This is a genomic window from Haloarcula sebkhae (assembly GCF_014647415.1).
Taxonomy (GTDB): domain Archaea; phylum Halobacteriota; class Halobacteria; order Halobacteriales; family Haloarculaceae; genus Haloarcula; species Haloarcula sebkhae.
The window spans coordinates 491,940-505,139 of the sequence record NZ_BMPD01000003.1 but is presented as its reverse complement, the minus strand read 5'-3'; the positions used below and the strand labels follow the sequence as shown (position 1 = coordinate 505,139).

Annotated in this window: 11 protein-coding genes; 6 read left to right on the top strand and 5 right to left on the bottom strand. The window is 61.4% G+C overall.

The genetic code is table 11. The annotated features are described in order from the left end of the window. Positions 1 to 39: 39 nt before the first annotated feature. Complete coding sequence (locus IEY38_RS12355; protein WP_188978180.1) at positions 40 to 528, bottom strand: HTH domain-containing protein; 489 nt, start codon at positions 526 to 528, stop codon at positions 40 to 42. 299 nt (positions 529 to 827) lie between these two features. On the opposite strand from IEY38_RS12355, the gene IEY38_RS12350 reads away from it, so the two are divergent. Further along, positions 828 to 3,302 carry a bacterio-opsin activator domain-containing protein gene (locus IEY38_RS12350; protein WP_188978177.1) on the top strand — a complete coding sequence of 825 codons (2,475 nt, stop codon included), beginning with the start codon at positions 828 to 830 and terminating at the stop codon, positions 3,300 to 3,302. Between the two features lie 3 nt (positions 3,303 to 3,305). Here IEY38_RS12350 and IEY38_RS12345 read toward each other — a convergent pair whose 3' ends face one another. Continuing rightward, positions 3,306 to 4,031, bottom strand: a complete 726-nt coding sequence (locus IEY38_RS12345; protein ID WP_188978176.1) for an RNA methyltransferase — start codon at positions 4,029 to 4,031, stop codon at positions 3,306 to 3,308. Next, a complete protein-coding gene (locus tag IEY38_RS12340; protein WP_170098274.1) occupies positions 4,028 to 4,552 on the bottom strand; it encodes a hypothetical protein in 525 nt (174 codons plus the stop codon). Before IEY38_RS12340 ends, IEY38_RS12345 begins: the two co-directional genes overlap by 4 nt. 265 nt (positions 4,553 to 4,817) lie before the next feature. Between IEY38_RS12340 and IEY38_RS12335 the strand changes: the two genes are divergently transcribed. Together IEY38_RS12335 and IEY38_RS12330 are read left to right on the top strand one after the other, a co-directional pair. After that, positions 4,818 to 5,777, top strand: a complete 960-nt coding sequence (locus IEY38_RS12335) for a transcription initiation factor IIB (protein WP_004518753.1) — start codon at positions 4,818 to 4,820, stop codon at positions 5,775 to 5,777. 138 nt (positions 5,778 to 5,915) lie between these two features. Further along, positions 5,916 to 6,248 carry a hypothetical protein gene (locus IEY38_RS12330; RefSeq protein WP_188978175.1) on the top strand — a complete coding sequence of 111 codons (333 nt, stop codon included), beginning with the start codon at positions 5,916 to 5,918 and terminating at the stop codon, positions 6,246 to 6,248. 99 nt (positions 6,249 to 6,347) lie between these two features. Here IEY38_RS12330 and sop2 read toward each other — a convergent pair whose 3' ends face one another. Both sop2 and IEY38_RS12320 read right to left on the bottom strand, forming a co-directional pair. Beyond that, positions 6,348 to 7,058, bottom strand: coding sequence for a sensory rhodopsin II (gene sop2, locus IEY38_RS12325; protein ID WP_188978174.1), 711 nt, complete (start codon positions 7,056 to 7,058; stop codon positions 6,348 to 6,350). A 2-nt stretch (positions 7,059 to 7,060) separates the two neighbouring features. Next, positions 7,061 to 9,316: a methyl-accepting chemotaxis protein gene (locus tag IEY38_RS12320; RefSeq protein WP_188978239.1), complete on the bottom strand. Its 2,256-nt coding sequence runs from the start codon at positions 9,314 to 9,316 to the stop codon at positions 7,061 to 7,063. 344 nt (positions 9,317 to 9,660) lie between these two features. On the opposite strand from IEY38_RS12320, the gene IEY38_RS12315 reads away from it, so the two are divergent. The 3 genes from IEY38_RS12315 to IEY38_RS12305 all read left to right on the top strand — a co-directional run bounded on the left by IEY38_RS12315 (position 9,661) and on the right by IEY38_RS12305 (position 12,985). Continuing rightward, positions 9,661 to 10,632: an NADPH:quinone reductase gene (locus IEY38_RS12315; protein ID WP_188978173.1), complete on the top strand. Its 972-nt coding sequence runs from the start codon at positions 9,661 to 9,663 to the stop codon at positions 10,630 to 10,632. Between the two features lie 80 nt (positions 10,633 to 10,712). Then, positions 10,713 to 11,423, top strand: a complete 711-nt coding sequence (locus IEY38_RS12310; RefSeq protein WP_188978172.1) for an SDR family oxidoreductase — start codon at positions 10,713 to 10,715, stop codon at positions 11,421 to 11,423. A 224-nt stretch (positions 11,424 to 11,647) separates the two neighbouring features. Then, entirely contained in the window at positions 11,648 to 12,985 is a 1,338-nt protein-coding gene (locus IEY38_RS12305) for a sodium-dependent transporter (RefSeq protein WP_188978171.1), read from the top strand. Positions 12,986 to 13,200 lie beyond the last annotated feature (215 nt).

Below are 13,200 nucleotides of genomic sequence, written 5' to 3'. Positions count from 1 at the left end.
GGGACGAGTAGTGTGTCTGGTGTGGGAGCAGTTCGAACGCTATTGTACCACGGTATGCTCATGTTCAAGCGGATCGGCTAGGTCTGCGGTATCCGCAAGACGGTTGACACGGTCGGCGACGCGGTGAACCGTTCCATCCCGCGTACAAGGGGCGACGTGCTGGAGGTCACCGTCAACGTATTCAGCGAGGGCAAGCGTCGGCAGCGTGATGACGCTGACCGAGTCGTCAGAAACCATGTTCGTCAGCGGGTGCTCCCAGTCGAAGGCGTCAAGCGAGGCATCGGAGTCGCGCTCCCACTGTTCGAACATGGAAAGCCGTTCCAGCAGGTGTCGTCCCTCCGCAGTCCGCTGTGCGAGTCGCGGTTCGATCCGGCGTCCCCAGATCAGTATCGACAGGTCCTCGATACGACCTGCGTCCTCAAGCGCCTGCAACCGGTCAAGCACGTAGTGCTGTTGTTGCGTTGCGTCTTTCGGACAGAGGGACCGGACGAACAGTTCGACGCGAACTGGATTGGCAGTGGAATCCATAGTGAGATGTTGAGTATCCTGTGCCCCGCTACAGCGGTAACTGTCCTAAGCACTCTCTCTAGGTCCCTAGAATAAATCGGGGTGAATCGGATTCATGGATGATATATCCGGGGCAATCGATAATTGGTTAGTATGTGGATATTTGGTAGTTGGTTTACCAAGCCTGTGTTCAGATCAGCCCGAATACAGCTCTGGAGTTCGGTTTCTTCATAGCATTCATCGTAGACGTGTTCCCCGACCAAATATTACTATTCTAACTCGACACCGGGCGTTAAGTAGCTTGCCGCCACACTTGTCGCATGGTCCCAAGTGTCATGGATGGCCATGATGTCCCAGCCCTGTACGGGCCAGCCATGGATACACTACCCCTCATGTTTGCGATCGTAGATGCGTCCGGGGTGATTCTCTCGACGAACGAGACATGGAGTGAGTTCGGCCGGGCAAACGGCACAGAGGTGACACCGAATACGCTCGGCGTGAACTATCTCGACATTGCGGACATGGCTGACGACACGACCGGGGAACAAGCAGCCGACGGGCTCAGGGCCGTCCTCGCTGGCGAGCAATCCTCGTTCGAACTCGAATATCCGTGTCACGCTCCATCGTCGAAACGGTGGTTCCGGTTGTACGCTGCCCCGTTCACCATCGATGGGTCGACGTTCGCGTCCATCGCACACATCGATATCACGGCCCGGAAGCAACGGGAGTGGGTGCTCGAAGCGGCCTACGGCATCTGTACCGATTCGAGCCGGACGTTCACGGAACAACTCAACGGGCTGTTAGAGCTCGGCTGTGAGACACTCGGCTCGCCGTTTGGGACGTTCTCCCGAGTCCACGGAGACGAGTATGTGTTCGAGGCAGTCACTGCACCGGCGGCTGCCGACCTCGAAGCCGGCAGAACGACTAGCATCAATGACCTCCCGAACTGCAGGCACGTCGTCGAACACCGCGAGCCGCTCGCGATCAAGGACGTCGAGGCGGATGCTCCGGACCTCGCTGACCCTGAGTGGGGCATTGCGAACTACATCGGTGCGCCCGTCGTCGTCAATGGGGCAGTGTACGGAACGCTCTGCTTCTACGGACTGGAGCCGCGCACAGCGGAGTTCACGCAGTGGGACCTGACGTTCGTCCGGTTGCTCTCCGACTGGGCGGGCTATGAACTCGAACGACAGCGCCACACGGAGCAGCGTGATGCGTTGAACACCGCTCTTCCGGACCCCAGTTTCATCATCGACGCGGAAGGGCGGTTTCTCGACTGTCTGACCGACCCCGAGACGATGATGAAGGTAGACGATACGGACACGCTTGTCGGGCAGACGCTGCACGAGTTTCTTCCCCGCAACACCGCTGATCCGCTACTGTCGACCGTCCGTGAAGCCCTGCGGACCGGGTCGTTCCAGTCCGTGGAGTACGAACTGCAGGCTCCCGGTGGCACGCGGTGGTTCGAAGCGCGGGTCGCACCGCTGGAAAGTCGTGCGTACGACCTCGATACCGTCATCTTCGTCGCGCGAGACATCACTGCGCACAAGGACCGCCAGGCTGAACTCGAACGCCAGCGAGACGAACTCAGACAGTCACAGCGGCTCAACGTGCTGGGCCGGGAGATAGCGAAGGCGCTACAGGACACACAGACCCGCGAGGAAATCGAGTCGGCAGTGTGTACACACCTCACTGAATCAGATCTGTATCAGGCCGTGTGGGCCGGGAGCCGTAGGAATGCCGCGCAGGTAACACTGGGTGCCGCTGCTGGGATTGACACGGCGACGCCGGAGCAGATTTCGCCCGGCGAGCACAGACTCGCCATAGACGCTATCGACACCGGCGAGGTCCAGGTCGTCGAGAACATCGCCGACGTGTCGACCCAGTCGGACACCGGGACAGACCGCCCACTGATCGCAGACCACAGCTCCGTCGCGGCAGTTCCCCTAGCAACTGGCGGGACCACGTACGGCGTACTGATGGTGTACGCATCGACCGACGCCACGATTGGCTGTCGTGAATCGGACATCCTGGCCGATCTGGGGCGACTTATCGCGCTTTCTATCCAGCGCGTCCACAGTCAGCAGTCACTACAGGCGGCGACGACTGTCAAGCTAGAGTTCCTGACGCCGGATTCCGACGACGTCTTCGCCGGACTCTCCGCAATGCTCGATTGTTCGTTCACACTCGAACGGCGCGTCCCGACCAGTTCCGGAAGCAGCCTCCACTACGTTCGGGTCAGTGGCGTAGACACTGAGCGGGTGTGTCAGGCGCTCACTGAAACGCCATCGGTCGAGTCCTGTGCTGTTGTCGAGACGGCGGCGGAGAACCGAGCGCCCCTGCTCGAAGTCGCGCTCGACGAGATATCCGCATCGCCGCTTGACACGCTCGTCGACTACGGCGGGGCCGTGCGGCGGGCCGTCGCAGCGGACGGCGACCTGCGGTTCACAGCGGAGATGGCCCCGGATATCAACGTCCGCGCCGTCGTTGAGGCGATCCAGGAGGGGACGCCCGGGACAGAACTACGGAGCAAGCAGTACGTCGACCAGCCGGTCTCGACCGTGACTGACTTTCGGACACGGATACGCGACCGGCTGACACCGAAACAGGCGGCCGCGCTCAAAACCGCCTATGCACGCGGCTACTACGACTGGCCACGGGGGAGCGCTGCGGAGGAACTGGCTGAGACACTCGACATCTCCGCGCCGACCTTGCACTACCGATTGCGGAAGGCCCACGACGCCGTCATCGGCGCACTGTTTGACTCCGGAACTGGCCCCGAGAAACTCGACTGAACGCTAGTCGTCTTCGGCACGCTCGATTCGCTGTCGGGCCTGCCGGAACAGCCCGCGAAGCGTCTTCGTCTCCCGACCGGTCGGTTGTGCACGGCCGAGTACCCGGCGGAACAGCCGTCGAGCCTTGTGCTGTTTTTCTTCGGGGTGACCGATAGCGCCGAGGAACCGATCGAACTCCTCGTGTAGTCCTTCGACGGCCGGCGTCTCGGCGAGCGTGTGTAGTTCCTCGGGGTGCTGGGTCTCGGCAACAGTTAGATCGCGGAGTTCGTAGAGAACGATGGTAGCTGCCTGGCCAAGATTCAACACCGGGTACGACGCGCTGGCCGGGATGGAGCAGATGACGTCCAGCCGTGCGAGTTCATCGTTCGAGAGCCCGACCCGTTCGCGGCCGAAGACGACGCAGATATCGCCCTCGACATCCCGGAGCGAGTCGGCCAGATCAGCCGGCGTCGTCGCCGGATACCGGACGTGGTTGGCGGGGTCCTCGTTCGTCGTCGCCGTGCACGCGACGGTGTGATAGTTCTCGACGATGTCGTCGAACGTCACCGTCCGGGCGTTCGGCAGGATGTCGTCGCGGGCTTGTCCGGCAAACCCGTACGCTTCACCGTCCGGGTCCAACTCCGGCGGATCGACAAGTAACAGTTCCGACAGGCCGAAGTTCTTCATCGACCGGGCGATAGTGCCGACGTTACCCGGCGTTTCCGCGTCGACGACGGCGACCGATATCATACGTCCAGATCGCTGAGATCCATATCGATCGTGTCGAGGTCTTCCTCGTCCATCTGCTCGACCTCCTCTTCGAGCCCCGGGATCGCTTCGTCCCTGTCGGGGGCCTCCGGCAGCGCCGTCGGGTCCTCGTCGACGTGTTCGAGGCCCACGTACCCCTCGGGGGCGCGGTTCCCGTCGAGGAACCACTCGTGGAAGGCCGAGGCCAGGTCAGTATCACCGGCGTAGGCCTCGCCACCTTCCTCGCGGAACCAGTAGATGAAGTCCGTCTCGTGGGCCGAGCAGACGACAACCTCGCCCATCGGCTCCCCGTAAATAGCGTCCGCGACGTTGCACTGCTCTATGTCTTCGTCGCCGTGAATCAGCCAGCAGGCGTCACAGGGGTCGACCACTCGCTCTGCGAGCACCAGCAACCGCTGTCGGGTCTCCGGCTCCATCGTCTTGAGTGGGCGGACTCGCCCGTCCGGCCCGAGTACGTCCTCGTCGAAACGCCAGCCCCGAAGCCCAATATTGACTTTGCTCATATCTCACGATGGGAGAGTCCCGGACTAAAAGAGCGCGGTGTGCCGGGCGAACAGCGCCGGTCCGTCCGCGCTCCATCGTTGTCCCGGGGTGTGAGACGGGTTCCCCAACCGGTTACACACTCCGACGGCTCGAAACGTAGACAGTTCTAGGTAAATTTAACATAATTATTCCACCTAGCATTCGCAGTCGGTGTCCAAATCAGGCAAAAGTGTCATCCTCGCCCAAACATTTATAAGTGATTGGCTTTTCTCCGTAAAAGAACACATGGAACGGCCGACGCGCCAGCGGGATTCTGAACAGGAGGAACGCGAGGAGGAGTCCGAGAGCACGGGCCAGCAGACCTGCCCCGAGTGTGAGTCGGAGTCCATATCTAGCGACGGCGGTGGTGAACTCGTCTGCGAGGACTGTGGTCTGGTCATCGAGGACGAGAACATCGACCGCGGGCCGGAGTGGCGGGCGTTCAATCACTCCGAACGCCAGTCCAAGTCACGCGTCGGAGCCCCCACGACCCAGACGATGCACGACAAGGGGCTGACCACACAGATCGACTGGAAGGACAAGGACGCCTACGGTCGATCGCTCTCCTCGGAGAAGCGGAGCCAGATGCACCGCCTCCGGAAGTGGCAGGAGCGCATCCGAACCAAGGACGCCGGCGAACGGAACCTGCAGTTCGCGCTGTCGGAGATCGACCGCATGGCCAGCGCGCTCGGTGTGCCCCGGTCGGTCCGGGAGGTCGCCTCGGTCATCTACCGGCGTGCGCTCAACGAGGACCTCATCCGCGGTCGCTCCATCGAGGGCGTCGCCACAGCCTGCCTGTACGCGGCCTGTCGACAGGAAGGCATCCCACGCAGCTTAGAGGAGGTTTCGGACGTTTCCCGGGTCGAACAGAAGGAGATCGGGCGGACGTATCGGTACGTCGCCCAGGAACTCGAACTGAAGATGGAGCCGGTCGACCCCAAGCAGTACGTCCCGCGGTTTGCCTCCGAACTGGAACTCTCCGAGGAAGTCCAGTCCAAAGCCAACGAAATTATCGACACCACCGCCGAGCAGGGCCTGCTCTCGGGGAAATCACCGACCGGCTACGCCGCCGCGGCCATCTACGCCGCTTCGCTGCTGTGTAACGAGAAGAAGACCCAGCGCGAGGTCGCTGACGTGGCGCAGGTAACAGAGGTCACCATCCGAAACCGGTATCAGGAGCAGATCGAAGCGATGGGCATTCACTGACCGGCGCGCTTCTTTTCACTCGATAGCCTCGCTGTCCGCCGTTCACTCCACGGCACTGCCAGCTATAGCATAGGCAGTCAGTACAGGGCTGATACAAGTAACGTGTAGAGCTATCTGTCTGGACAGCGAACCGTAGGCATGCCTGTTTCCCCCTCGCAGAAACGGATTGCACTGCTCGTCATCGGACTGGTGATCCTCTTTGCACCCGCGTTATTCGTCCTCGCCACGCTAGAGTTTCTCATCCTGTCCGGCGACCTCGCGCTCAGCGAGATTTCGCTTCTCGAATTCGTCGAACTGTATCTTATTCACCTTGTGCTGTTCGTCCTGCTCGGATACGGCGTCTACCGGCTGACGTTCTGGCTGATCAAAGACCAGCTTCCAGACGCACTCGATACCGTCGACGAGACCGAGGCAGTTGGTGCGACTGACGAGGGAGAGACTACTGGGACCGTCAGTGAGGAGCAGTCCTGACTGGGGACTGATGTCTTCGTATAAGCGTGTAACAGCTCACACACACAAAACTGGGCCGCTCACACCAACGAGGGCCGCTCCCTGCGGTCGCGCCCCTCGCTAGTCTCCCGCAACCGCCGTCGGCTCCTCGGCAGTCTCGCCAACTGAGCCGAGGTCCATCATCGCCAGCAAGGCAATGACCCCGAAGCCGACTTTCGTGACCACATCGAGGTAAACGATCACGAGTGTCGCAGTCTCGACGTCCATGAGCCCCAGTCCTGCCGCACCGAGTACCCAGACGACCGGATACACGAGCCAGAGGACGACGACGAAGTTCCGGAGCGTGCGGTACAGGCTCATCTCTATGTCGGACAGGGTCGACTTCGCGGCCGCCGCAATGTTCCGATAGAGGAGCGATATGACGCCGCCGAACAGCGCTCCGCCGACCGCGAACAGCGCATAGCTAATCGGCGATGGAGTGACCGCGCCGGCAAATCCGAAGACGATAGTCAACGCCTGCAGGACAACAAGTTTCACTGTGTCCTCCCGGCTCGCGCCAGCGAGCAGCGCCAAGAACCAGACGTTGAGCGGCGTCGTCAACAGCCAGTCAACGTACCGGATCACGTACACCGCGTGGCCCTCACTCTGTATCGACCCGAAGCCAAGCGCCATCAGAGCGTAGGCGACGATTGCGATACCCGGAATCGCGATCAGCAGCAGATACCGCTTCCGCACCTCTTCGGGGACGAGCGTGTAGCCGTACGCCAGCACCGCCGTCCCGAGCAGTTCACCCAGTAGTCCCAGCGTGAACCAGGTCGTTATCGTTGCCATTGTTAGTCGTCCCCCACCGCAGCCGTGCTGTCGGTGTCCGTCCCGGCCGAGTTTTCAACCGTGAAGCGGTCCAGTAGCGATTCGAGGTCGTCAGCACGCTGACGGAGCTCCGTCGCGGAGTCCGACACTTCGTCGATGGACGCGGACTGGTCCTGTGCCGCACCGGCCACGGTGTCGGCCTCCGTCGCCGTCTGCTGGCTGATCGTCGTCAGATCGTCGATGGTACCCATCACGTCCTGTGCAGTCCGGGCCTGCTCCTCGGTCGCCCGGTCGATCTCTTGGATACCGGTGTCGACCTCTTCCGTGTACTCGACGATGGTCTCCAGCGCGTCGACAGTCTCCTCGACCGTCGAGACGCCTTCAGTAATCCGGTTACTGGTCGACTCCATCGTCTCGACGGTGTCGCCGGCCTGCTCCTGGATGCCTTCGATGCGCTGTTCGATGTCGGCAGCAGCCTCTTTGGTCTCCTCTGCGAGGCCCTTGATCTCGTCAGCGACGACGGCGAAGCCTTCTCCATCCCCGTCAGCGTGGGCGGCCTCGATAGACGCGTTCAGCGCGAGCATGTTCGTCTGCTCGACGATGCTCGTGATGACGCCGACGATCTCGCCGATCTCGTCGAGTTCGTCGTCGAGCGCGTTGATCTCTTCGACGGTCTCGCCGGTCTCGTCCTCGATGGCGCTCATTTCCGCAATGGCCTCCTGTGCAGCTTCGCGGCCGTCTTCACCGACTTCCGCGGCCGATTGGGACGTGTCGGCGACTTGCTGTGCGGAGGAGGCGACCTGCTGTGCGGTCGCCGAGAGGTTCTGCATCTCGGCGGCCGCCGATTCGAGCCCCTCGTTTTGCTCGGTCGTCCCTTCGAAGATCTCGTTGATGGACTTCGACACTTGCTTGCTGGCCTGGTCGACCCGCTCCGCGTTCGAGTTGACACGGTCGCTGGACTGGATGACGTTGGTCGCGAACGTCTTCATGTCGGCAATAGTGTCTTCGAGCGCATCCAGCGTCGTGTTGATGTCCTCACCGACCTCCGCCATCGCGTCGTTCATACTGTCCGTGTCCACCCGCGCGGTGAGGTCGCCGTTGGCGGCGGCCTCAAGCGCGTTGCTGTACTGCTGTGCCTTCAGTTCGAGGTGCCCGGTCAGCGCTTCCATCTCGTTGCGTTCGGATTCAACGTCCTCACGGGCCGCTTGTGCCTGCTCTTTGGCCTCCTCGGCTTCCTGCTTGGCAGTTTCGGCTTCGGATATCTGTGTCCGGAGGTTCGCCCGCATATTATCGAAGGCCGCGTACAGCGTTCCGAACTCGTCTTCCCGCGACGTATCGAGGTCGACATCGAGTTCACCGTCGGCCATCGCCTCGGCCTTCACCGAAAGCCGCCGCAGCGAGGCGATCGTGTTCCCGCCGATTGTGACACCGATGAGTCCGAGATTGACGACGGCAAGCAAAATGAGCGCGATGAGGTCGGAGTTGATCTGGTCGCTCAGGGCGTACGCGTTCTGGCGATCAGCGTGAACCATAACGACCCAGTCCTGTGATTCGAGTCGGGTCAGTCCCATCAGCGTACTGTCTGTTTCGTGGAAGGCACTCTCGCCGGGTTCGAGCGTACCCAACGGGTTGGACTCCATCTGTGAGATCGGAGCTGTCGACCCGATCGTCGAGGTGTTGGGATGGGAAACGAACTTGCCGTCAGTGTTGACGACCGTAGTAAACGACCCATCGCGCTGGTTCGATATCTGATCAGCTTTCTCCCGGAGGTCGATCATATACACGAGCGCTCTGTCGTCGTCTCCGGGGACCGGCGAAACGACGGCAACTATCGGATGGTCCACGACCGAGACAGAGAACGGTTCCGTCACGTGCGTGTCGTCGGGACCGTCGAACTGCGGCGGGTCCGTAGCAAACGGTGCGCCCTGCTCGGCAGCGTTGACCCCGATGAAGTCCTGATTCGAACTGGCGCGAATCTCGTTTGTCTCGGTGTCGAAGTAGTGCACTGCGACGACACCGGGCGGTAGTTCCTCGTTGGACCGTAACTCCTCCAGTCGTTGCTGTTTCTCCGTGTTCGTCCCGTCAGTGAACACAGGGAGTCGCGACACCGACCGGGCATCCCGGCGCGATGTCGTCAGCCAATCATCTAACTGTGCGGCCTGCGTCTCTGACAGCGCCGTGATGTCGTCCGCAACGTCTTCCTCGAGAGTGGCGGACGCCTGTGCGCTTGTCAGGACTCCGGCGGCGATAATGACAATTATCGCGAATGAAAGCGCCAACCCGAGCCTGGCAGCGTAACTGCCAGCAATAAAACTTGGGAGTGGCGAGTCCCTATCTGATTCCATCATCCAATTTTACACAAACATGCTAATAAAGGGTTGTTACGCAATTCTCACCGATGATAAGCACTGCACCCAACTGTGGACATCTATCGCCTCTGAACAGCTACCATGGGGCTTTCTGTTGCTCTGATAACACACCTATAGTCGCCGAAGTGAACAGTGACCGAGCTTGTTCGCTGTCGGCGATGTCACTCAACGTACCGTGATATGTTGAGTCCCATATTCGGGGCCGTCCGGTCTGTGGGGAAAGGTTTTCCCGATACCACCTGACTCATGTCCCAATGCGTGCTGTACGATTCCACGAATACGGCGGACCGGACGTGCTCCGCGTCGACGACATCGAAGGGCCCACACCAGGTCCGGAGGAGGTCCTGCTCGAAGTCGAGGCAGCGGCGGTCAATCCGGTTGACACGTACTTCCGGACCGGTGACTACGAACCGGGAGAACTGCCCTGGATACCGGGCTCTGACTGTGCCGGGACCGTCGCCGCGACCGGCGAGCGCGTATCTACCATCACCGAGGGCGACCGGGCGTTCGCGACAGGGCTGGGCAACTGGCTCCAAGGGACCTGTGCGGAGTACGTCACTGTTCCCGAATCGCATCTGGCACAGCTCCCCGAAGGAGTGTCCGCCGAGGCAGGCGCGGCCGTCGCGCTCGTCGGCGTCACCGCCTGGCAGACGCTCGTCGACGCCTGCGCGCTGGAGCCGGCTGAGCGGGTGCTGATTCACGGCGGGAGCGGCGGTGTCGGCCACGTTGCGGTCCAGTTGGCTGCGGCGAACGGGGCGCAGGTGACGACGACAGCATCACCGGCCTACCACAACCGGCTGGCCGACCTCGGCGCGGACAACGTGTTCGACTACAGCCGGGACGACCTCGCCGACGCCGTGGTCGATGCCGGCGCGCCGGACGTGATTCTCGACCACCGCCTCGACGACTACCTCGCGTTCGACGCCGAGGTGGCCGCCCAGGGCGCGCGAATCGCCGCCATCGGAAACACCGACCTCGCGGCGACGTTCGAGAACGTCCCGCGCTGCCGGGCGAAAGCACTCAGCGTCCACCACGTCTCGATGTTCAACACGCCCGAGTTCGGCGCGGTACTGGACCGGCTAGCGACGCTTATGGCCGACGACGAGCTGACGCCGGTCATCGCCCGCCGCTACGACCTTGCGGAGGTCTCAGCCGCTCACGACGACGTACTCAACGACAGTTTCCTCGGCAAACTCATTGTCACGCCGTCGTCCGGCCGGCGTTAACGTTCGTCGGCGGGTCACGGACTCAGATTTCGGGTTTCTGGGGATGAGCTTTTATTTCCCTGCCATCCGTTGACACATGTATGTCAGTAGAATTTAATTTCGACGATAAGGTAGCACTGATTACGGGCGTCGGCGGAGCGCTGGGCAGTGCGGTCGCAAACGCCTTCGTCGAAGCCGGAACGACCGTCTGTGGCGGTGATATTATCGAACCGAACACCGAGGACTTCCTGCTTTCCGACCCCGAAAGTGTGGATTTCTACCAGGCGGACTTCAGCGACGAAGACGACGTCGTTGACACCATCGACGCGGTCGTCGACGAACACGGGCAACTGGACTACTTGCTGAACATCGCCGGAACGTGGCGCGGCGGCACACCGATCCACGAGACGGATGCTAACACGTTCGATTTCCTGTTCGACGTGAACCTGAAGACGATGTTTCTGGCGTCGAAACACGCGATTCCACACTTGCGGGCTAGCGAGGGCGCTATCGTCTCCGTCTCCGCGCGGTCGTCGCTAGAGGGTGGTGAAGGTGACGGGATCTACCGAGCGTCGAAAGCCGGCGTCCGACTGCTAACGGAGACCATCGCGGCGGAGAACCTCGGGTCCGTACGAGCCAACGCCGTCATGCCCAGCGTCATCGACACCCCGATGAACCGCGAGATGATGCCCGACGCTGACTTCGAGACGTGGGTCGACCCGAAAGACATCGCCGACGTACTGTTGTTCCTCTGTTCTGACGCCACAACCGTGACCAGCGGGGCGGCGGTGCCGGTGTACGGCGAGGCATGAGACTGTTGGCAGTAGCTGGTCTGTCTGCTGCTCGGCCACAACCCCGCGTTTCTCATAGTCACAGATCCGCGCTGTCGAGGAACGGCCGGCAAAGAAGTGTCCGTGTTGATCTCTCCGCTGCTGTTTGGCTCCGCAAATACTGTCCTTCTCCTGACATTACGGCATAGTATTGCGAATCGGAATCACGGTGGTTTTTATACCCCAACATAATATGGCGCATCACAATGAGTGACAGAGAAACGTGGGCCTCACGGCTCGGGTTCCTTCTCGCAGCGATCGGTAGCGCAGTCGGTCTCGGGAACATCTGGCAGTTCCCGTTCAAGACCGCGACAAACGGCGGGGCAGTGTTCCTCGTCTTTTACCTCGTCGCCGTGTTGCTCATCGGCTTCCCGGCGATGCTGGCAGAGTTCATCATCGGACGGCGAACGAACCGTAATGCCGTCGACGCGTTCGGTGAACTCGGATTCAAACAGTGGCGAGTCGTCGGTGGCCTGGGCGTCTTTACGGGCTTCTGGATTCTCTCGTATTACAACGTCGTCGGAGGATGGGTCATGCGGTATATCCTCGGTAGCGCAACCGGCGCATACTTCGGAAACTCCGCGGAGTACTTCGGCGCTATTTCCAGTGGTCCAGAAGCTGTCGTCGGACAGGCGCTGTTCCTGCTGATCTGTGTCGGCATCGTCGCAGTGGGTGTCGAGGACGGTATCGAGAAGGCGACGAAGGTGATGGTCCCCAGCATTGTCCTCCTCATGCTCGGGATGGCGGCTTGGGTTACCACGCTTGAGGGAGCAGGGGCTGGCTACAGCTACTTCCTCTCACCGGACTTCTCCACGCTGGCGGCGAACGCCGGCGACCTGATCCCGTTCGCAGTTGGACAGGCGTTTTTCACCCTCTCACTGGGGATGGCGGCCATGATCACTTACTCCTCGTACATCGGTGACGACGAGAGCCTCCCGGTCGACGGCGGCATCATCGTCGTGACGAACACGCTCGTCGGTGTGCTGGCCGGGCTAGTCGTATTCCCGATTCTCTTCGCCATCAACGTCAGCCCCGACACCAGCGGTCCGTCGGCTATCTTCGTCGCGATGGCGTCGGCGTTCCCACAGCTTCCCGGAGGGCGACTCCTCGGCGTCGTGTTCTTCGGCGTTGTCCTCATCGCCGCGATATCCTCCGCTATCAGCCTTCTTGAGGTCGCAGTCTCCTACGGCGTCGACAACACGTCGTACTCACGAGTGTCACTGTCGGCAATGCTCGGGGTTGGGCTGTTCGTTCTGGGACTGCCGTCGGCCTGGGACCTGGCGTGGTTCGGCTGGTTCGACACGCTCGCGTACAAGCTGTTCCTCCCGCTGTCAGTGCTGCTCATTCTGGTGTTCGTCGGCTGGGTGCTCTCCTCGGACGCAGTTGCCGAACTCCGACAGGGGACGGGCGGGCTCCGGGCGTTCGGTCCGACCTGGCTCTGGATGGTCCGAACGGTGGTCATCCTCGGCGTCATCCTGACGCTGGCCCTCGGCCTGCAGACGCTGTTCCTCGCTGAGGACCCCGCGATCATCCCGCCGATCTAAACGACGGACGGCAACCGTTTCCCGCGGATCTTCTTCTCGGCAGTTCGCAGTGACCGCTCAATGTGTGCGGTCGTCGCGGGAAACAGTCACAGTAGTCCACCAGCGAATCAGACAACTTTTTGCGGGCTGTTTTTCAGCCGTGGTAGATTATATGTACGTGGAGCAGGGCCGGATGTCTCTCACGAATCGCGATGGCGTAGATACACGCCACCGAG